The 21,972-nt window shown below is 35.7% G+C and carries 19 protein-coding genes and 1 tRNA gene; 19 read left to right on the top strand and 1 reads right to left on the bottom strand.

All coding sequences use genetic code 11. From position 1 onward, the window contains the following. Window positions 1-8: 8 nt before the first annotated feature. The 12 genes from racE (at window position 9) to yihA (ending at window position 13,363) form a co-directional block, all read left to right on the top strand. The gene (gene racE, locus MKY81_RS18475; RefSeq protein ID WP_108070348.1) at window positions 9-812 is read left to right on the top strand and encodes a glutamate racemase; all 804 of its coding nucleotides are present in this window, start codon (window positions 9-11) and stop codon (window positions 810-812) included. A 100-nt stretch (window positions 813-912) separates the two neighbouring features. Beyond that, window positions 913-1,977, top strand: a complete 1,065-nt coding sequence (locus tag MKY81_RS18470) for a GerMN domain-containing protein (RefSeq protein ID WP_066227122.1) — start codon at window positions 913-915, stop codon at window positions 1,975-1,977. Window positions 1,978-2,076: 99 nt separating this feature from the next. Continuing rightward, window positions 2,077-2,832, top strand: a complete 756-nt coding sequence (gene rph, locus MKY81_RS18465; protein WP_341118508.1) for a ribonuclease PH — start codon at window positions 2,077-2,079, stop codon at window positions 2,830-2,832. Window positions 2,833-2,836: 4 nt separating this feature from the next. Further along, complete coding sequence (locus MKY81_RS18460) at window positions 2,837-3,451, top strand: XTP/dITP diphosphatase (protein ID WP_108070352.1); 615 nt, start codon at window positions 2,837-2,839, stop codon at window positions 3,449-3,451. Further along, the gene (locus MKY81_RS18455) at window positions 3,448-3,957 is read left to right on the top strand and encodes a metallophosphoesterase (protein WP_108070354.1); all 510 of its coding nucleotides are present in this window, start codon (window positions 3,448-3,450) and stop codon (window positions 3,955-3,957) included. The genes MKY81_RS18460 and MKY81_RS18455 overlap by 4 nt, the downstream gene beginning before the upstream one ends. A gap of 147 nt (window positions 3,958-4,104) precedes the next feature. Beyond that, window positions 4,105-4,178, top strand: a tRNA-Arg gene (locus MKY81_RS18450). A 164-nt stretch (window positions 4,179-4,342) separates the two neighbouring features. After that, window positions 4,343-5,356, top strand: coding sequence for a tetratricopeptide repeat protein (locus tag MKY81_RS18445; RefSeq protein WP_181294593.1), 1,014 nt, complete (start codon window positions 4,343-4,345; stop codon window positions 5,354-5,356). 146 nt (window positions 5,357-5,502) lie between these two features. Continuing rightward, window positions 5,503-6,789 carry a trigger factor gene (gene tig / locus MKY81_RS18440; RefSeq protein ID WP_341118506.1) on the top strand — a complete coding sequence of 429 codons (1,287 nt, stop codon included), beginning with the start codon at window positions 5,503-5,505 and terminating at the stop codon, window positions 6,787-6,789. Window positions 6,790-7,208: 419 nt separating this feature from the next. Further along, on the top strand, window positions 7,209-8,477 hold the full coding sequence (gene clpX, locus MKY81_RS18435; protein WP_066227138.1) for an ATP-dependent protease ATP-binding subunit ClpX: 1,269 nt from the start codon (window positions 7,209-7,211) through the stop codon (window positions 8,475-8,477). Window positions 8,478-8,629: 152 nt separating this feature from the next. Continuing rightward, window positions 8,630-10,297, top strand: a complete 1,668-nt coding sequence (lonB, locus tag MKY81_RS18430; protein ID WP_108070360.1) for an ATP-dependent protease LonB — start codon at window positions 8,630-8,632, stop codon at window positions 10,295-10,297. A gap of 161 nt (window positions 10,298-10,458) precedes the next feature. Continuing rightward, on the top strand, window positions 10,459-12,774 hold the full coding sequence (gene lon / locus MKY81_RS18425) for an endopeptidase La (RefSeq protein WP_108070362.1): 2,316 nt from the start codon (window positions 10,459-10,461) through the stop codon (window positions 12,772-12,774). A gap of 7 nt (window positions 12,775-12,781) precedes the next feature. Next, window positions 12,782-13,363 (top strand): ribosome biogenesis GTP-binding protein YihA/YsxC, encoded by a 582-nt coding sequence (gene yihA / locus MKY81_RS18420; RefSeq protein ID WP_066227148.1) that lies wholly within the window; start codon window positions 12,782-12,784, stop codon window positions 13,361-13,363. 43 nt (window positions 13,364-13,406) lie between these two features. Here yihA and MKY81_RS18415 read toward each other — a convergent pair whose 3' ends face one another. Next, a complete protein-coding gene (locus MKY81_RS18415) occupies window positions 13,407-13,895 on the bottom strand; it encodes a LiaI-LiaF-like domain-containing protein (RefSeq protein WP_066227151.1) in 489 nt (162 codons plus the stop codon). A 223-nt stretch (window positions 13,896-14,118) separates the two neighbouring features. On the opposite strand from MKY81_RS18415, the gene hemA reads away from it, so the two are divergent. From hemA to spoVID, 7 genes are all read left to right on the top strand, one after another. Then, a complete protein-coding gene (hemA, locus tag MKY81_RS18410; RefSeq protein ID WP_108070364.1) occupies window positions 14,119-15,447 on the top strand; it encodes a glutamyl-tRNA reductase in 1,329 nt (442 codons plus the stop codon). A gap of 92 nt (window positions 15,448-15,539) precedes the next feature. Next, on the top strand, window positions 15,540-16,373 hold the full coding sequence (locus tag MKY81_RS18405; protein ID WP_108070366.1) for a cytochrome c biogenesis protein: 834 nt from the start codon (window positions 15,540-15,542) through the stop codon (window positions 16,371-16,373). 13 nt (window positions 16,374-16,386) lie between these two features. Then, entirely contained in the window at window positions 16,387-17,322 is a 936-nt protein-coding gene (hemC, locus tag MKY81_RS18400) for a hydroxymethylbilane synthase (RefSeq protein ID WP_108070368.1), read from the top strand. Further along, window positions 17,319-18,146 (top strand): uroporphyrinogen-III synthase, encoded by an 828-nt coding sequence (locus MKY81_RS18395; RefSeq protein WP_108070370.1) that lies wholly within the window; start codon window positions 17,319-17,321, stop codon window positions 18,144-18,146. The genes hemC and MKY81_RS18395 overlap by 4 nt, the downstream gene beginning before the upstream one ends. Then, entirely contained in the window at window positions 18,143-19,120 is a 978-nt protein-coding gene (gene hemB, locus MKY81_RS18390; RefSeq protein WP_107920247.1) for a porphobilinogen synthase, read from the top strand. The genes MKY81_RS18395 and hemB overlap by 4 nt, the downstream gene beginning before the upstream one ends. A 52-nt stretch (window positions 19,121-19,172) precedes the next feature. Then, window positions 19,173-20,462, top strand: coding sequence for a glutamate-1-semialdehyde 2,1-aminomutase (gene hemL, locus MKY81_RS18385; protein WP_066227168.1), 1,290 nt, complete (start codon window positions 19,173-19,175; stop codon window positions 20,460-20,462). A gap of 250 nt (window positions 20,463-20,712) precedes the next feature. Further along, window positions 20,713-21,903 (top strand): stage VI sporulation protein D, encoded by a 1,191-nt coding sequence (gene spoVID, locus MKY81_RS18380; RefSeq protein WP_181294594.1) that lies wholly within the window; start codon window positions 20,713-20,715, stop codon window positions 21,901-21,903. Window positions 21,904-21,972 lie beyond the last annotated feature (69 nt).

Here is a 21,972-nt window from a genome sequence, read left to right as displayed (position 1 = left end):
CGAGATTGTTGAACCAACCAATAGGTATTATTGATTCAGGTGTTGGAGGACTAACGGTTGTAAAAGAAGTGCTGAAACAATTGCCGAATGAAAGCATTATATACGTCGGTGATACTGCCCGTTGTCCATATGGTCCAAGACCTGTTGATGAAGTAAAGGCATATACATGGCAAATGACAAGATTTTTATTAAAAAGAAATATAAAAATGTTAGTCATTGCATGTAACACTGCGACTGCTGTTGTTTTGGATGAAATTCGTACAGAGTTGAAAATACCTGTATTAGGTGTTATTTATCCGGGGGCAAGAGCAGCATTAAAAAATACAAAAGGATTTAATATCGGTGTGTTAGGGACGATTGGTACAATTAAAAGCGGTGCGTATGAAAAAGCGTTAAAATCTATAAATAGGAAGGTAAGTATTACATCACTTGCCTGTCCGAAATTTGTGCCCCTTGTTGAGAGTGGAGAGTACAAAAGCTCCATTGCAAAAAAAATTGTTGCTGAATCATTAGCTCCAATCCAAAAAAGCGGCATTGATACATTGATTCTAGGCTGCACACATTATCCTTTATTAGAAGGTTTAATAAAAAATGTAATGGGTAGTGAAGTGAAAGTCATTAGTTCCGGAGATGAAACAGCGCGTGAAATAAGTACAATCTTATATTTTCGGCATTTAATGAATACAGAGAATGCATGTCCAAAACATCAATTTTTTACTACAGGTTCCAGCAGTATGTTTTCTCAAATTGCTACTGCCTGGTTAGAACAAGAGATTGCGAATGTGGAAACCATTTATTTAGGAGACGAATAACTCCTGAATAAATGGTTTTTTTATGCAAAGAAAAAACGGTCTATTTTTTAATGAAGGCTCGTATAGATAGTAGTACAAACTGTCTTAGGAGGGTACAAAAATGTCTAAAAAAACAAAGGTGACAGTAGCAGTAACTATGCTTGCATCAAGTATGTATTTGTCAGGTTGTGGTTTATTTGGAGGTGACAAAACGGAAAAAATTGATCCACCGAAAACGGTAAGCTCATTAAAGAAAGGGGAATCATTAACAGGGGATAAAGATAAACAAACAAACGCAGTAGATGAAAAGAATACGATCATGACTGAATTGTATTTAATTGATAAAAATGGCTATGTCGTTTCACAAGCATTACCACTGCCAAATGAAAAAGGTATAGCGACAAAAGCATTAGAATACCTAGTCGTTGATGGACCAGGTCAAAATATTATTCCGAATGGATTTAGAGCCGTACTGCCTGCAGATACGAAAATAAGCGTGGATGTGAAAAAAGATGGGACAGCAGCGGTTGATTTTTCAAAGGAATTTAATGGTTATGATAAAAAAGACGAAGAGAAAATTATGCAATCAATCACATGGACATTAACACAATTTGATTCAATCGAACGAGTGACGTTAAGTGTAAATGGGCACCCATTAAAAGAAATGCCTGTTAATAAAACACCGATTAACCAAGAAGGATTAACAAGGGCAAATGGAATAAATACAGATCTTACCGGTGTAATTGATATTACAAATACTCATTCATTAACAGTCTATTACTTAGATGAAAATGATGGCAAGTCATACTATGTTCCTGTGACGAAACGAATAAGCAATACGGAAACAAATGATGTAAAGGCTGTAGTAAATGAGTTAGTAAAGGGACCAAATCCGAACTCTTCACTTGTCAGTGCCTTTCAATCAGAAGTGGCCTTATTAGATGAACCAGTTGTTAAGGATGGGAAAGTAACATTGAATTTTAACGAAAATATTCTAGGTAGTTTTGAAGAAAACAAGATTTCGGAAAATGTTTTAAAACCTCTCGTCTATTCTTTAACGGAGCAAAAAGGTATTAAGAGTGTTGCTATTGAAGTAAACGGGAGCACGAAATTGTTAAATGAAGAAGGAAAACCACTATCAGAACCAGTGACTCGACCAGAAAAGGTAAACACAGGTAGTTTTTAATATGAAAAATTTGTTATACTATAAATAATAAAATTAAGAGGTAGGCTCGCATATCGTGAGCCACCTCTTCTTTCTTGGTTTAAAAAAGGAGGTCTACTGGTGAGAGTTGACGGTAGAGAAGCGTTACAATTAAGACCGATACATATAGAAACAAACTACTTAAAGCATCCAGAAGGATCTGTCCTCATTACTGTAGGAGATACGAAGGTAATATGTACAGCTAGTATTGAAGATAGAGTGCCTCCGTTTATGCGAGGCAGTGGGAAAGGTTGGATAACAGCAGAGTATTCTATGCTTCCGCGTGCAACAGAGCAACGCAATATACGTGAATCCTCTAAAGGGAAAGTGACTGGAAGAACGATGGAAATCCAGCGATTAATCGGACGTGCCTTACGCGCGGTTGTACAATTAGATCAGATTGGAGAAAGAACTGTGTGGATAGACTGTGATGTCATCCAAGCGGATGGAGGAACTAGAACAGCTTCTATTACAGGTGCATTCGTTGCAATGGCTCAAGCGCTCTCAAAATTATATGAAAATAAAGGAATGAAAAATTTCCCAATTACAGATTATTTAGCTGCAACTAGTGTTGGTATCATCAAAGATGCAGGTACAGTGCTCGATTTAAACTATGCCGAAGATAGCCAAGCATTAGTAGATATGAATGTTGTTATGACTGGTGAGGGGAAATTTGTTGAATTACAAGGAACGGGGGAAGAAGCAACGTTTTCTTCAGAAGAGCTGCAACAATTAATTGAAGCTGCAAAGCATGGACTGAATGAGTTGTTTAGTATCCAAAAACAAGCACTAGGTGAAATTTCAGCGAAAATAGAAAATAATCGTGATGAGGAATAGAAAAATGGAAAAACAAGTGATTATTGCAACCAAAAATAAAGGCAAGGCAAAAGAATTTGAAAAAATGTTTTCAACCTTTAATATTAAAGTAAAGACTTTATTGGATTTTCCCGATGCAATTGACGTGGAAGAGACAGGCAGTACGTTTGAGGAAAATGCAATCTTAAAAGCAGAAACGATATCACAACAATATAATATAATGACGATTGCAGATGATAGCGGTTTGGTCATTGATGCCTTAGATGGCAGACCTGGTATTTACTCTGCAAGATATGCAGGAGAAGATAAAAATGATGAGGCAAATATTGATAAGGTTTTAGAAGAAATGATCGATATACCGAATGATGATCGAAGTGCCAAATTTTACTGTGCGTTGGCCATCGCTATTCCCGGTGAAGAAACGATTACTGTTTCCGGGACGTGTGAAGGTGAAATACTTCGCGAACGTAAAGGGGATAATGGTTTTGGGTATGATCCGATTTTTTTTATTAAAGATAAAGGACTTACAATGGCAGAATTATCATCAGAGGAAAAAAACCGAATTAGTCATCGAGCGAAAGCAGTAAACAAGCTTCCTGCAATTTTGCAAAATTTATTTGATTTAGGTGATCAAAAATGAAATTATTAATTGTTAGTGATAGCCATGGTTTACGCGAGGAATTAAAACAATTAAAAGAAAAATATGAAAATAAGGTCGATGCGATGATTCATTGCGGTGATTCGGAACTAATGGCAAATGACGAAGAAATAAGCGGCTATTTAGTCGTTCGAGGTAATTGTGATTATGACCGCCAATTTCCCCTTGATATAAAAGAAAATATTGATGGGAATAAAATATTTATTACGCATGGTCATCATTATAATGTGAAAATGACGCTTTTGAATCTTTCGTATAAAGCAAAAGAAGTAGGTGCGGATTTTGTCTTTTTTGGCCATTCACATATGCTCGGTGCAGAGATGATTAATGGGACTTTATATTTAAATCCCGGTAGCTTACTAATGCCTCGAGGTCGTAAAGAAAAAACATATGCAATCGTTGAAAAAAATGATCATTCAATCACAACGAAATTCTTTTCCGATCTTCATGAAGAATTGGTCGACCTTCGGCAAACATTTACATTATAGGTATTTTAAATTGCAGTCTGAAAGTCAGACTGCAATTTAAAATGAAAAAACGAAAAAACTGTTGACAGAACACAACAACCCATATATAATTAAAAATGTCCTCGATGAACGCAATGATTTTTTACAGTCGAGAATACATAATTATCTGTCCCAGTAGCTCAGCTGGATAGAGCAACAGCCTTCTAAGCTGTGGGTCGGGGGTTCGAATCCCTCCTGGGACGTCATATGAAAACAAAAAAACTTACATTCGTGTAAGTTTTTTTGTTTTTTCACTAGTTTATGAACGATCACTAGGGTTTTTGTTTTGTAAATAAAAACATGCTAAACTTAAACTTGTCATTACTTGATGTTGGCTAAGAAACACATCGGAAAAGGCGGACTTATAATGGAAAAAAACAAAAATGAGAAAAGTGATCAAAAAATTGTACTTTTTCCAGGGTTAAAGGATCGTCTCTTGGAAATGGGGATAGCTCATTTAGATAATCATCAATTTACTGAAGCAGTAGATTTTTTAGGTCAAGCGAATGAAATAGATCCCGAAAATCCCGAAATTGGAACAGCCTATTTAATTGCATTGTATGAAAGTGGCAATTATGAAAAGGCGAAAGAAGTATGTCATTATTTATTGCATCAAGGTATAGGAAACTATTTTGAAATTATTGATGTTTACTTAATGATTTTGATACAACTTAGCAATCATGAGGAAATCATACATACAATTAGTACTTTGCTAGATGAAAATGAAGTTCCTTTAGAAAAAATTGAGCATTATAAAAAACTGTTGCAATTTAGTCAAAATCGATCCGAGTCGAATAACCTACAGTTTAATCAACAAGCGAATATTCCGGAGAATCCATTTTTTTTATCAGATAATATAAAAGAAAACATATACAAAGTTGCACAACTTTCTAACCAAAATATTCATCCATACATAGATGAATTAACACAATACGTGAGGAAAAAGTCAGCTCATCCTTTTTTAAAAACTATGATATTGAATGTCTTAAAAGAGCATGGTGTAGAAAAAGAAATTCAAGTAGAAAAATTTAATAATGAGGGAACGTTTATACCAGTACAGTTACCGCAAATTTTTGAAACACCCTTTTATATCGTATTACTGGAAAAATTAAAAGTCGGGTTAGAAAACAATAATCCGACATTATATCAACAAATGAAAGACATCGTGGATCGACATTTTTTCTTACTCTATCCCTTTGAACTTGTGCCGGAAGATCCTATATTATGGTGTTTAACCTATCGATGTTTTGGACAAGAATTATACGGTGAAACACTGGATTTAGAAAAAATAGCTGAAGAGAATCAAGTAAATGCTGCAAGTCTAGTAAAAGCAATTACCTTTCTAAAAAAACTTGAAGAAATTTCTTTACCGATTATATAGCTCCTTCTTGAAACAGAAAAAACGTATGTTATAATGAAAGGGTTGTAATGTGTTTTCATTTATATTAGTAATGGCAATCATTAAAAGTGTTATCTATTACATCTGTTCATTACACTATCAAAATATAGATCGTTGGAGGGAAAGGTATGTCAGCAAAATGGGAAAAGCTTGAAGGAAACCAAGGAGTACTGACAGTAGAAGTTGATGCTGAAACTGTAAAAACAGCTTTGGACGGTGCCTTCAAAAAAGTTGTAAAACAAGTTAATGTTCCGGGATTCCGTAAAGGGAAAATGCCTCGTGGAATGTTCGAACAACGTTTTGGTGTAGAATCTTTATACCAAGATGCGTTAGATATTCTTCTTCCGGATGCATATTCACAAGCGATTGAAGAAACTGGAATTGAACCAGTAGATCGCCCTGAAATCGATATCGAGCAAATGGAAAAAGGAAAAGAACTTATTTTCAAAGCGACAATCACTGTTAAGCCTGAGGTTAAACTTGGCGAGTATAAAGGATTGGAAGTTGAAAAATTTGATACAGAAGTAACAGATGAAGATGTTGAAAATGAACTAAAAACATTACAAGAACGTCATGCTGAATTAGTCCTTAAAGAAGAAGGACCGGCTGAAAATGGTGACACTGTAGTCATCGACTTTGAAGGTTTTGTTAATGGCGAAGCATTCGAAGGCGGTAAAGCAGATAACTACTCACTAGTTCTTGGATCTAATAGCTTCATTCCTGGTTTTGAAGAACAATTAGTTGGAGCAAAAGCAGGCGAAGAAAAAGATGTGGAAGTAACATTCCCGGAAGAATACCATGCTGCTGAATTAGCAGGTCAACCAGCTACGTTTAAAGTAACTGTACATGAAATTAAAACAAAAGAACTACCTGAATTAGATGATGAGTTTGCAAAAGATGTTGATAGTGAAGTAGAAACACTTGCAGAACTTAAAGAAAAAACAAAAGCTAACTTAAAACATTCTAAAGAGCATGAAGCAGAACATGCGATTCAAGATGCTGTTGTAGAAAAAGCTTCTGAAAATGCTGAAGTTGATATTCCTGAAGCGATGATCAATACCGAAGTGGATCGCATGATGCAGGAATTCGAACAACGTTTACAAATGCAAGGTATGAACCTTGAGTTGTACTTCCAATTCTCAGGTCAAGACGAACAAGCACTTCGTGATCAAATGAAGGAAGATGCTGCGAAACGGGTTCGAATGAATCTTACTTTAGAAGCTATCGCTGAAACTGAAAAAATTGAAGTATCAGACGAAGAAGCTGAAGAAGAAATTAATAAAATGACTACTATGTACAATATGTCTGCGGACGATATTAAAAAAGCACTTGGCGGATTAGACACTGTAAAAAGAGACGTAAAAATTCGCAAAGCAGTTGAATTTCTTGTACAAAACAGCAAGACTGTAGAATAATATAAAATAATAGATATTAATATAAAACAAGGCACGACATATTCGTGTCTTGTTTTATAAAATACATAAATTTTTTACGACCAAGTAAAAAAATATATACATACGAAGAATATAAAACTTATTTTCGGGAAAGTCTTGATTAAGTAGGAAAATAAACAATTAATGGCGAAATAAAATAAGTAAGCTTTAAAATTTCCTGTCCAACAAAGAAATATGTTACAATCCAATACATAACTATTTTTAAAGTGTTCCAACAAAGCCAGTTTCTTGAAAAGTATTAAGTAAATGGTTTTATCTTTCGATGAAGTGTAACAATTAATAAACGGATTGGTACTTTACAAAAGATAGTACACATTTAATTAATCTTTTTTGAAATATCGGTCAATTATTCGAAAGTTTTTAATAAGGGGTGAATCTCATTGTTTAAATTCAACGATGAAAAGCAACAATTAAAATGTTCGTTTTGTGGTAAAACACAAGATCAGGTTCGAAAATTAGTAGCAGGACCAGGTGTATATATATGTGATGAATGTATTGAACTTTGTACAGAAATTGTAGAAGAAGAGCTCGGTACAGAAGAAGAGGTTGAATTTAAGGATATTCCAAAACCATTGGAAATAAGGGAAATTTTAAAAGAATATGTAATTGGACAGGATCAAGCCAAAAAGTCATTAGCAGTAGCGGTTTATAACCACTATAAACGCATCAATTCCAACAGTAAAATTGATGATGTTGAACTTGCGAAAAGTAATATTTGTTTAATTGGACCTACAGGAAGCGGAAAAACATTACTTGCACAAACATTAGCACGAATTTTAAATGTACCATTTGCAATTGCTGATGCAACGTCATTAACAGAAGCAGGGTATGTAGGTGAAGATGTTGAAAACATCCTTTTAAAATTAATACAAGCTGCAGATTATGATGTAGAGAAAGCTGAAAAGGGAATCATCTATATTGATGAGATTGATAAAGTAGCCCGTAAATCTGAAAATCCATCAATTACTAGAGATGTTTCTGGAGAAGGTGTCCAACAGGCACTATTAAAAATTCTAGAGGGTACAGTTGCCAGTGTTCCTCCACAAGGTGGACGAAAGCACCCGCATCAAGAATTTATTCAAATTGATACAACAAATATTTTATTTATTTGTGGTGGCGCATTTGATGGCGTTGAACAAATTATTAAACGTCGCCTCGGGCAAAAAGTAATTGGTTTTAGCGGAGAGAATAAAGGCGCCGATATTGATGATAAAAAACTACTATCAAAAATATTGCCAGAAGATTTACTTAAATTTGGTTTAATTCCGGAGTTTATTGGCCGCCTTCCGGTTATTGCAAGTCTTGAACCACTAGATGAGGAAGCACTCATAGAAATTTTAACGAAACCAAAAAATGCTCTTGTTAAACAATATCGAAAAATGCTTGAGCTTGATGAGGTAGAATTAGAATTTGAAGAAGATGCCTTAAAAGAAATTGCCAAACGTGCGATTGAAAGAAAAACAGGTGCCCGCGGCTTACGATCAATTATTGAAAGTATCATGTTAGACGTAATGTTTGAATTACCGTCAAGAGATGATATTAAAAAATGCATTGTTACGAAAGAAGCTGTTGTTAACAACGAGCCTCCTAGATTGGTATTAGAAGATGGAACGATCGTCGAGGGAGACGAGCAATCAAAAACTGCTTGACCATAAAGCCTGGTAGACATGCATTGTCTGCTAGGCTTTTAAAATTTTCAATATCTAGCAAGGTTCCAGCCTTCCGCAAAAAAATGGTTTATTCCCTTTAACTCCAGGAGATACTAAATTTATAATGAATCAAGCATCTTGGAGGGAATTCGATGAGTTGGACTGGGATAGCATTATTAATTCAATTATTTTTCGGAGTGATTATCGGTTTATATTTTTGGAATCTGCTTAAAGGACAGAAAACACAAAAAGTATCGATAGATCGAGAATCACGCAAAGAAATGGAACAATTAAGGAAAATGCGTTCCATTAAATTAACAGAACCCCTAGCAGAACGTGTACGTCCATCGAACTTTCAAGATATTGTTGGGCAAGAAGATGGTATTAAGTCATTGAAAGCGGCCCTTTGTGGACCTAATCCACAACATGTTATTGTTTATGGACCTCCGGGAGTAGGGAAGACTGCTGCAGCAAGATTAGTATTAGAAGAGGCAAAAAAGAATAGTAAATCGCCTTTTAAACAAAGCTCTGTCTTCATTGAGCTTGATGCGACGACGGCGAGATTTGACGAACGTGGGATTGCTGATCCACTTATTGGTTCTGTACATGACCCAATTTATCAAGGGGCGGGAGCAATGGGCCAAGCAGGTATTCCACAACCAAAACAAGGTGCTGTTACAAATGCACATGGTGGTGTTCTGTTTATTGATGAGATTGGTGAACTTCATCCAATACAAATGAACAAGCTATTAAAAGTGTTGGAGGATCGTAAAGTATTTTTAGATAGCGCCTATTATAGTGCTGAAAATTCTCAAATTCCATCGCATATTCATGATATTTTTCAAAACGGATTACCCGCGGATTTTCGCTTAATTGGGGCGACAACTAGAACACCTAATGAAATTCCACCTGCCATTCGATCAAGATGTATGGAAGTATTTTTCCGTGATCTTGAACAAGAGGAAATTGCTAAAGTTGCCAAAAAGGCTGCTGAAAAAGTAAATTTATCTCTTTCAGAATCAGGCATGCATATTTTAGCTTCATATGCGAGAAATGGACGTGAAGCAGTAAATATGGTTCAAATTGCTGCAGGACTTGCGATTCAAGAAGATAGAACTTTTATTAGTGATGCAGATATTGAATGGATTATTCAATCAAGTCAACTAACACCGAGACTTGAAAAGAAAATTGGTGAGAAAGCTACTGTAGGGTTGGTAAATGGTCTGGCCGTGACAGGTCCCAATAGTGGAATATTGTTAGAAATTGAAGTAACCGTTATTCCCGCTAAAGAAAAAGGGTCTATCAATATTACAGGAATTGTTGAAGAGGAAAGTATTGGAGGGCAGGGGAAATCGATTCGCAGAAAAAGCATGGCAAAAGGATCTATTGAAAATGTAATAACTGTATTAAGAACAATGGGTGTCCCGGCTGATCAATATGATATACATGTGAATTTTCCGGGTGGAATCCCTATAGATGGACCATCTGCAGGGATTGCCATGGCAACAGGGATATACTCAGCAATCTACAAAATTCCTGTTGACCATTCCGTCGCTATGACAGGGGAAATAAGCATTCATGGAAATGTAAAGCCTGTCGGTGGCGTGTTTGCTAAAGTGAAGGCGGCTAAGCAAGCTGGTGTGAAAACGGTCATAATACCGGCTGAAAATATGCAATCAATATTAAATGATATAGATGGAATAACGATTATACCAATTCATCAATTTGAAAAGGCAATTGAAATCGCATTAATGAACCATTTCGAAGGGGAATCACCTTTTGCCCCTCCAATAGAAGAAATGGATAAGAAAAGTGTATAAAATTTTGAATCTGAATCGATTTGGTTCATACCAAATCGATTTCTTAAATACGTTTGATAGTATAAAATGTGATTAACGTATTCTACAAAATGGACACGATTATTTAAATACGTTAGAATTGAAAAAAGATTCAACGTGTCATTTTTTGGAGGTGCACGATATTGACAAAGAAAATAGAAAACACCGTTCCTCTGTTACCACTCAGGGGATTGCTTGTGTACCCTACGATGGTCTTACATCTTGATGTAGGACGTGAACATTCTGTTCAAGCATTAGAACAAGCGATGATGAACGACCACCTCATCTTTTTAACAACACAAAAGGATGAAAGTATAAATGAACCAAATGAAGATGACCTTTTCCGTATGGGAACTCTTACCCGGGTAAAACAAATGCTTAAATTGCCGAACGGAACGATCCGAGTATTAGTTGAAGGGTTACATCGGGCAGAAATAGAAAACTTTTATGATAAAGAAACCTACTATGCAGTTTCTTTAAAGTCGTATGAAGACAATGAACAAACTGATGTAGAAACCGAAGCATTAATGAGAACCATGCTTGAATATTTCGAACAATACATAAAACTTTCTAAGAAAATTTCTGCGGAAAACTTTGAAACGGTGGCAGATATTGAAGAACCTGGAAGAATGGCCGACATAATTGCTTCGCATTTACCATTGAAATTACCACATAAACAAGAAGTCTTAGAGACAGTTGACATTAAACAACGTTTAAATAAAGTAATTGAAATCATTCATAATGAAAAAGAAGTTCTTAATTTAGAAAAGAAAATCGGTCAACGTGTGAAAAAATCAATGGAACGAACACAAAAGGAATACTATTTACGTGAACAAATGAGGGCGATTCAGAAAGAACTAGGCGATAAAGAAGGGAAAACAGGGGAAGTAGCTGAGTTCTCTGAAAAGATAGAAAACGCTGGAATGCCGGAACATGTAAAGAATACAGCGTTAAAAGAATTAGATCGATATGAAAAGGTGCCAACTACTTCTGCGGAAAGTTCGGTCATACGCAACTATTTAGATTGGCTTATCTCTCTTCCATGGACAAATGCAACAGAAGATGATTTAGATATTATAAAAGCAGAAAAAATTTTAAATCGAGAACATTATGGATTGGAAAAGGTCAAGGAACGAGTACTTGAATATTTAGCAGTGCAAAAATTGACTCAAGCTTTACGAGGACCAATTCTTTGTCTAGCTGGACCTCCTGGAGTCGGAAAAACAAGCTTAGCTCGATCAATCGCTGAATCGCTGGGGAGAAAGTTTGTAAGAATTTCACTAGGTGGTGTTCGGGATGAGTCCGAAATACGTGGGCACCGCAGGACATATGTCGGTGCAATGCCTGGTAGAATTATTCAAGGAATGAAAAAAGCTGGGACGATCAATCCCGTATTTTTACTCGATGAAATCGATAAAATGTCTAATGATTTTCGAGGCGATCCTTCTGCAGCTATGTTAGAAGTGTTAGATCCGGAGCAAAATAATAATTTTAGTGATCATTATATTGAAGAAACTTATGATCTTTCCAAAGTCATGTTTATAACAACGGCAAACGATCTTTCATCCATTCCTGGACCTTTACGGGATCGAATGGAGATTATTTCTATACCGGGCTATACCGAACTGGAAAAAATTCATATAGCGAAAGATCATTTACTGCAAAAAGAAATGCAAGAACATGGTCTATCAAAAGGACAATTACAAGTAAGAGATGAGGCATTCCAAGCCATCGTCCGATATTACACACGCGAAGCCGGAGTTAGAAGCTTAGAACGAGAAATTGCCTCGATTTGCAGAAAAACAGCAAAAATAATCGTTTCTTCTGAAAGAAAACGTCTAATTGTTACGGAAAAAAATCTAGAAGAATTTCTCGGTAAGAAACGATTCCGTTACGGTCTAGCAGAAGTAGAAGATCAAATTGGTGTCGCTACTGGATTAGCTTATACAACAGTTGGCGGCGATACATTACAAATTGAAGTTTCCCTGTCTCCGGGTAAAGGCAAGCTTGTTTTAACAGGAAAATTAGGGGACGTAATGAAGGAGTCTGCTCAAACAGCGTTTAGTTTTGTACGTTCTAAAGCTACAGAATTAAAATTAGAAGAAAATTTTCACGAAAAATATGATATACACATTCACGTTCCCGAAGGTGCTGTTCCTAAAGATGGACCTTCTGCAGGTATTACGATTGCCACTGCCTTAACTTCAGCGTTAACCGGTATCCCTATTCGGAAAGAAGTTGGTATGACAGGCGAAATTACACTAAGAGGCAGGGTGCTGCCAATCGGTGGTTTAAAAGAAAAAACATTAAGTGCTCATAGAGCAGGGTTAACAACAATTATTTTACCTAAAGACAATGAAAAGGATATTGATGACATTCCCGAAAGTGTGAGAAATGATCTGAAGTTAATACCTGTTTCACAAATGGACGAAGTCTTAAAGGTAGCATTAAGCAGGTGAAATCGAAATGAAAGTAAATAATGCAGAACTAGTAATAAGTGCAGTAAGGCAAGAGCAATACCCTGATGAACGGTTACCGGAATTTGCTTTAGCAGGACGTTCAAACGTAGGGAAATCTTCCTTTATTAATAAAATGATTAATCGTAAAGCATTAGCAAGAACCTCTTCAAAACCAGGAAAAACGCAAACGTTAAATTTTTATAAAATTGAAGAGTCATTATTCTTTGTCGATGTTCCTGGATATGGTTTTGCGAAAGTATCAAAATCTGAGCGTGAAGCGTGGGGAAAGATGATTGAAACGTATATTACAACAAGAGAACAGCTTTGCGCTGTTCTCCAAATTGTTGATTTACGTCATCCCCCTACGAAAGATGATATACTAATGTATGATTTTCTAAAACATTATCAAATTCCTTGTGTCATCATCGCAACGAAAGCAGATAAAATTCCTAAAGGAAAATGGCAAAAGCATTTAAAAATTACAAAGGAAACACTTAATTTTGATCCTCAAGACGATATTGTCGTATTCTCATCGGAAACAGGTGAAGGAAAAGACAAAGTATGGGGAATATTAAAAAAGTGGATGTGAATATTAAGACCCATTATGAATTTGTTCATTAATGGGTCTTTTTTTATTTTCGTTTTATAAACAATAAATATAAACCAATTGCAATCAATAGAAAAGGCCAAAAATTTATTATTGAAGCAGCTTTATTTTCCAATAATCCCATCCATTTTAATACCTCATCATAGAATAAGAGAACAATAGAAATGAATAAAAAGAGGATTCCGTGAAATAAGCCATTTCCTGTTTTTTGATAGCGTAATAGAAAACCTAATGAAATGATTAAAATAAAAACACCGATATGATCCGGCCAAATGGCAAGTTTACCTGCAATATGGAAATGAAGACCAAAACCAACGAGAATTACACCAGGTAAAATGGATTCAGCATCTTTTCCTCCGTAGCCCTGCCCTAAAAATGCGATTCCTACAATAATTAATAAAGTAGGCCATGTTAAATATTCTTTCAACATTGTGACATGATTGTTCTGTGTAAGAAAAAAATACAAACCAAAACCAAGTAAAATAATTCCCGGAAAAATTTTTTGATTTTTCATAAACAACCTACTTTCAAACTGTAAACTTGATTCCCAGTTCTTTTTTTGTTACTGTACTAATGGACTGTGAATTTAATATCTAATTTATAATTAATATAACATAAGTTTCATTATCTTTTCACATTTATTAAGAGTAGATGAAATTGGACATGATATAATAAGAATAGGGAAAGAAATTCGTGATTGAATTCTTTTTTATAAACTTTGGGGGTGCCATCTTAAAATGTACATCATAGCTGTTGGTTTAAATTATAAAACAGCCCCTGTTGAGATACGTGAAAGGCTGTCTTTTAATGAAGCGGATTTATCTGATGCTATGGCAGCGTTAAAAAATAAAAAAAGCATTTTAGAAAATGTAATTGTTTCTACATGTAATCGCACAGAGGTATATGCAGTTGTTGATCAATTGCATACGGGACGTTACTATATTAAAGATTTTCTATCAGAGTGGTTTCAAATTGATAAAGAGGAGTTTACATCTTACTTGTCAATTTACGAGCAGGACGGAGCAATTGAACACTTATTTAAGGTTGTTTGTGGATTGAATTCCATGGTCCTTGGAGAAACGCAAATTTTAGGACAGGTGAAGCATAGTTTCTTTATTGGCCAAGAAGTTGGTTCAACCGGAACAATCTTCAACCAGTTATTTAAACAAGCAATTACAACTGCGAAAAAGGCTCACTCAGAAACGGAAATCGGATCTAATGCTGTTTCAGTCAGTTATGCAGCAGTAGAACTGGCAAAAAAAGTGTTAGGGAACTTGAAAAATAAACATGTCCTCGTTGTGGGCGCCGGAAAAATGGGAAAACTAGCAATTGAAAACTTATATGGATCTGGAGCAACAAAAGTCTCTGTAATCAATCGTACATTTGAAAAAGCTCAAGATTTGGCGAAAGAATTTAACGGCCAAGCGAAAACTTTACAAGAACTTCAATGTGCGATCGTTGAAGCGGATATTTTAATTAGTTCTACAGGTGCGAAAGACTATGTTGTTACGAAAGAAATGATGGTTAATGTCGAGGCAATGAGAAAGAAACGACCATTATTTATGGTTGATATTGCGGTTCCGCGTGACTTAGATCCTAAAATCGCTGAGTTGGAAAGCGTCTTTCTATATGATATTGATGACTTAGAAGGCATTGTTGAAGCCAATTTGGCAGAACGTAAAAAAGCTGCCGAAAAAATTATGATTAATATTGAAATGGAAATAGTTCAATTCAATGAATGGCTAAATATGTTAGGTGTTATTCCTGTCATTACAGCGTTACGTGAAAAAGCGTTGTCGATTCAGGAAGAAACGATGAAAAGCATCGAACGGAAAATGCCGAATCTTACAGACCGGGAACGAAAGATTTTAAGTAAACATACAAAAAGTATCGTCAATCAATTATTAAAGGATCCGATTTCACAGGTGAAAGAAATTGCGGCACAGCCGAATGCTGCTGAACAAATTGACTTATTTAAGAAAATTTTTAATGTAGAAACTGAGATAGAACAGAAATTAAAACCAAACAAAAAAACTTCTGTTCAATTGAATGTTCAGCCTATATAAATATAGAAATCATTTTTAATCGTAAGAAATGGTGGGAAAGTTTATTTGTTCCCACCCTAATCCTTACCTTTTTAGAGAGGTTGAATGTTCATATGTTCGATATTGTCATGTCTAGGCTGCATGAGGTAATGATTGTCTTATACGCTATCAGTATTCTATTATATTTTATCGATTTCTTACATCAAAATAAGAAAGCAAATCAATTCGCTTTTTGGTTACTTGCAATTGTTTGGGTTCTTCAAACAATTTTTTTGTTTATGTATGTCTTTCAAACAGGCAGATTTCCAGTTCTTACATTATTTGAAGGTCTTTATTTTTATGCATGGGTATTAATTACACTATCACTCGCCATTAATAAAATATTGAGAGTCGATTTCACCGTTTTTTTTACAAATATCATTGGCTTTATTTTTATGGCGATTCATACGTTCGCTCCAGTGCAAATATCGGATGTGGCGATGTCGGAAAGATTAATATCTGAGTTGCTATTTATACATATTACGATGGCAATCTTATCCTATGCGGCCTTTTCACTATCATTCGTTTTTTCATTAATGTATTTATTGCAATATACATTACTTAAGAAAAAAAGGTGGGGCCATCGTCTCTGGAGGTTGAATGATTTATCTAAACTTGAAAAGATGTCTTATGTATTAAATGCGATTGGTGTACCTATGCTGTTGTTAAGTTTAATCTTAGGGTTGCAATGGGCATTTATTAAACTACCTACCTTTCATTGGTATGATTCGAAAATAATCAGTTCATTTATCCTTTTAATTGTTTATAGTCTAATTCTTTACCTTCGAAACAAGAAAAGTATGTTCGGAAAATCATTAGCATTATGGAATATTGGTGCATTTCTAGTTGTTTTAATTAATTTCTTTTTATTTAGTCGTCTATCGGCATTTCATTTTTGGTATTCGTAGGAGGGTAAATTTAGTGAGAAAAATCATTATCGGTTCAAGAAGAAGTAAACTAGCATTAACTCAAACAAATTGGGTGGCAGATCAATTAAAAAAATTAGGCGTACCTTTCGAATTTGAAGTGAAAGAGATTGTGACAAAAGGTGACAAAATCTTAGATGTCACTTTATCAAAGGTTGGCGGAAAAGGTCTTTTTGTAAAAGAAATCGAGCAGGCCCTATTAAATAAAGAAATTGATATGGCTGTACATAGTATGAAAGATATGCCTGCGATCCTCCCACAAGGACTTACAATTGGTTGTATCCCGCCTCGTGAAGATTATAGAGACGTCATTATTTCAAAAGGGCATATGACATTAAGAGATCTTCCTAAAGGTGCCAAGGTTGGAACAAGCAGTTTACGCCGAAGTGCCCAAATTCTTGCTGAATGCCCTGATTTAGATATTAAATGGATTCGTGGCAATATTGATACTCGTTTGAAAAAGCTGGAAAATGAAGATTATGATGCCATCGTATTGGCTGCAGCAGGTTTGTCCCGCATGGGGTGGAGCAGTGATGTTGTGACAGAATATTTGGATCCGGAAATTTGTCTCCCTGCTGTTGGTCAAGGGGCATTAGCGATTGAATGTCGGGAAGATGATAAAGAATTACTTGAACAACTAGCTAAATTAACTTGTGAAGAAACAAAAGAAACAGTTACTGCGGAAAGAGCATTCCTTCATAAAATGGAAGGTGGTTGCCAAGTGCCAATAGCAGGCTTCGCTAAATTAACTGATGATAAACAAATCGCATTAACAGCACTTGTTGCAGATCCGAATGGCAAACAGATTTTTAAAGAAACAGTTACTGGAAAAGATCCAATGATAGTTGGTGAACAAGCAGCTGAATTACTAACACAACAAGGAGCAAAAGATCTAATCGATCGTGTCAAGCGGGAGTTAGATGAATCATGATTGAACATTTGCCATTAGATGGCAAACAAAAGCGTTTGCCATTACTAGGCAAACATGTGTTAGTTACACGTGGTGGTGAAAAAGGAAAAAAACTTGCCGGGGAAATTATTAATTTAGGTGGGGTATCATATGTTACTCCTTTAATCGATTTCCAAGAAAATGATGATTCGAAGGCACAAACCTATGTGGAAAAATTGCATGAATATGAATGGATCATCTTTACAAGTCAAAATGGCGTTGATTATTTTTTCAACGAGTTAAAAAAACTTAAAGCTATATGTAAATTTGATAGCCTGACAAATCGTATAGCTGCTGTTGGAAGCAAAACGAAAGAGGCAATTGAAAAATACAATATAGAGGTAGAGTTTTTTCCAAAACAATTTAGTGCTACTGATTTTATTGCAGAATTTATAAAAGAAAAGGAAGTAGCTGGTCCTGTTTTGCTTCCGAAAGGAAATCTAGCAAGCAAAACGATTGCAAAGGGTTTGGAAGAAAAACGAATCCATGTAGATGAATGGATCGTTTATCAAACCTTTTTGCCGCCGGAAAGCATTGAAAAACTAGTCACAATCGTGAACGAAAATGAATTGGATTACGCAATGTTTACTAGTCCGTCATCTTTTCATCATTTTATGAACATCGTCAAAGACTATTCTTTGCAAAATAAAATACAAAAAATAGAGTTTGTTACAATTGGTGATGTAACGAAGAAAGCAGTAGAGGAATATGGATATAAGGTTGTAGCCAGTCCTGCAATCTATACGATTGACTGTATGCTTGAAAGTTTGTGCAAGTTACAGATCGCGAAGGAGGAACGAAAATGAAAGAGTTACAATTTAAACGTCATAGAAGATTACGTAGTTCTGCGAACATGAGAGCTTTAGTTCGTGAAACACATTTACATGTAGAAGATTTTATTTATCCGATCTTTGTTGCGGAAGGTGAAAATATTAAAAATCCTATCGCATCAATGCCTGGAATCTATCAATTATCCCTCGATCAATTAAAAGTGGAAATGGATGAAGTAGTTGAATTAGGGATTAAATCCGTTCTCTTATTTGGAATCCCTTTACATAAAGATGCGGAAGGTTCAGGTGCATTCCATAATCACGGGATCGTCCAAGAAGCTACCCGCTTTATTAAAAAAAATTATCCCGAAATTATTATAATTGCGGATACTTGTCTTTGTGAATATACCGATCATGGACATTGTGGCGTAATAGAAGATGGGAAAATTTTAAATGATCCAAGTCTTGATTTATTAGCAAAAACAGCGGTAAGTCAGGCGGAAGCAGGTGCTGATATTATTGCACCTTCCAATATGATGGACGGTTTTGTCGCAGCCATTCGTAAAGGATTGGATGAAGCGGGATTTGCCGACATTCCAATTATGTCTTATGCGGTGAAATATTCTTCAGCATTTTATGGCCCGTTTCGTGATGCGGCAGGAAGTGCGCCACAATTTGGGGATCGTAAAACGTATCAAATGGATCCGGCCAATCGTCTTGAAGCATTTAGGGAAGCGCAGTCAGACGTTGATGAGGGAGCGGATTTCTTAATCGTTAAGCCAACTTTATCTTATCTTGATATTGTCCGTGATGTGAAAAATGAATTCAATTTACCAGTTGTTGCTTACAATGTCAGCGGTGAGTATTCAATGGTGAAGGCAGCAGCGCAAAATGGATGGATTGATGAAAAATCTATTGTTCTAGAAATGTTAACGAGCATGAAAAGAGCAGGTTCTGATTTAATTATTACTTATTTTGCTAAAGATGCTGCAAAATGGATCGCCAAATAAAAATATTATCTAATTTATCATTATAGAATATGACCTTATGGAGGTTGTTAAAATGCGTTCATACGAAAAATCTAAACAGGCATTTCAAGAAGCGCTAAGCTTGATGCCAGGTGGCGTTAATAGCCCAGTACGTGCCTTTAAATCAGTAAATATGGATCCAATTTTTATGGAAAGAGGCAAAGGCTCAAAAATTTATGACATCGATGGAAATGAATATATCGACTATGTTCTATCTTGGGGACCTCTTATTTTAGGTCATACCAATGAACAAGTTGTAAATGCCTTAAAAAAAGTGGCTGAATATGGAACAAGTTTTGGCGCTCCAACACTTGCAGAAAACAAATTAGCCAAGCTTGTTCAAGAGAGAGTACCATCGATTGAAATTATTCGTATGGTTTCATCAGGTACTGAAGCGACAATGAGTGCTTTACGCTTAGCTCGTGGATATACGGGTCGTAGTAAAATTTTGAAATTTGAAGGCTGTTACCATGGTCATGGCGATTCACTCTTAATTAAAGCTGGTTCCGGAGTTGCTACACTTGGTTTGCCAGATAGTCCGGGAGTACCTGCGGGTATTGCTAGTAATACAATTGCTGTTCCTTATAATGATTTGGAAAGCGTGAAGCTTGCTTTTGAACAATATGGGGATGATATCGCTTGTATCATTGTTGAACCTGTAGCTGGTAACATGGGAGTTGTCCCTCCACTACCTGGCTTTTTAGAAGGCTTACGTGAAATAACAAGTAAATATGGTTCATTATTAATTTTTGATGAAGTAATGACTGGTTTCCGTGTTGATTATCATTGTGCCCAAGGTTACTTTGGCGTAACTCCTGATTTGACTTGTCTCGGTAAAGTTATTGGAGGAGGTCTTCCAGTAGGTGCTTTCGGTGGGAAAGCAGAAATCATGGAAAAAATTGCACCGAGTGGTCCTATATATCAAGCTGGCACATTATCCGGTAATCCATTAGCTATGACTGCCGGTTATGAAACTTTAGTACAATTAACTCCGGATACGTATAAGGAATTTATTAAAAAAGCAGATAAGCTAGAAAAAGGATTGCACGAGGCGGCTGTTAAATATAACATCCCTCATACAATAAATCGTGCCGGTTCGATGATTGGTATTTTCTTAACGAATGAAAAGGTCATTAACTATGAAACAGCAAAAACATCTGACTTAGAACTCTTTGCTGCCTACTACCGTGAAATGGCAAACAACGGAGTATTTCTACCACCATCCCAATTTGAAGGATTATTCCTATCAACTACGCTTACAGATGAGGACATTGACCATACAATCGAAGCCGTCGAAAAAACATTCAAAACAATTCGCGGATAAACATACTCAACCACACCTGATTAATTTAGGTGTGGTTTTTTGAATAGCCCGTTCCTTTCCGCTGCAGGAGCTTGCTTTCCGCAGGGAGGAAGTCGAGCCTCCTCATCGCTTCGCTCTTGCGGGTTCGATTAATTATTAATTACATCTATTAGAATTGTACCTTTGCGCAAAGAAAACTAACATAATTTCCTTCCTTTGTTCATAAAGTGTAAATGACATAGTCAGTTTGATTGAAAGGGAGGAATCCACCTTGTCTCAAAGTCAATCGTCCTTACGATTTTCATTAGAAGAGTCCATCTGGTTTAAAAAAGGACAGGAAGTAGATGAACTTCTATCCATTTCATTGGATCCGGAAATTACTATACAAGAACAAGAACAATACATCCAAATAATCGGAAACTTACAACTGTCTGGAGAATACAAAGGAAATGAAGAAGAAGAACAGGAACAAGAATTAGATTTGCATGGTAAATTTGCTCACCATGTCGAATACCGTACAACAGACGAAATTTATTATTTTGAACATCGCTTCCCTGTCGATGTCACGATTCCGAAAAGCAGAGTTGATCAAATCGCGGATATCGATGTAAATATTGACTCCTTTGATTACTTACTGCCCGAAAAAGGAAATTTAAAACTTAATGCGGATCTTTCCATTTTAGGAATACGAAACGAAGAAACAGTTCCAGAGGAAGAAAAAGAAGAAATCCCTATATCCGTACCACAAAGAAATTCATTACAAGAAGAAACCTCTGATGAATCAATCCAACATGTTGATGACGAGGAATCCGTTAATTTGTCAGATGAATTAAGCGATTGGCATTTAGAAAGCGACGAAGTGCAGGAATCAGATGAGCAAGAATCGAGAAATGTATCTACAACCAATGAGTCGAATGAACAAGAGTCATTTGCGCAAGAGGAATTTTTTCAACCATTTACAGTAGAAGCACGTAAAATTCAACAAGAAGAGGAAATTTCAATCAATATAGAAAATAAAAATGATGAGCCGACGATAAATCTTCATTCCTTCGATGAAGAGAAAATAAAAGAAGAACTTCTACAGTTCTCTCGGCAAGAGACTGAATCATCAGAAGAAATTGATGAAGATGAAGTTGAAGTCGAATCCCCGGCTGATATGGAAGAAGAGCATGAGGAACAAGAAGAAGAAGAAACGAATAATAAGAAAAAGAAAAAATTTGGAAAGTATGAATCGATCTCCTTAGCTGACTTTTTTGCAAGAAAGACAGATGAAAAAGCAGCAAAATTAAAAGTTTGCATTGTCCAACAAGGGGAAACACTGGATGTTTTAGCGGAAAAATATGATATTAGTGTTCAACAAATTTTAAGAATGAATCATTTAGAAATAAATCAGGATGTATATGAAGGGCAAGTATTATATATTCCATCATATGCAACTACACTTAATAGTAAAATTGATTAATAGATGATTGGTTTTCTATCTTTCGCGCCCGTTCTTTTGTAGTGAAGAGGTTTAAATTTGGAGGCAGTT

It is taken from the genome of Heyndrickxia sp. FSL W8-0423, from assembly GCF_038009395.1.
GTDB classification, from domain to species: Bacteria; Bacillota; Bacilli; order Bacillales; family Bacillaceae_C; genus Heyndrickxia; species Heyndrickxia sporothermodurans.
This window is presented reverse-complemented; position numbering and strand designations above follow the sequence as displayed.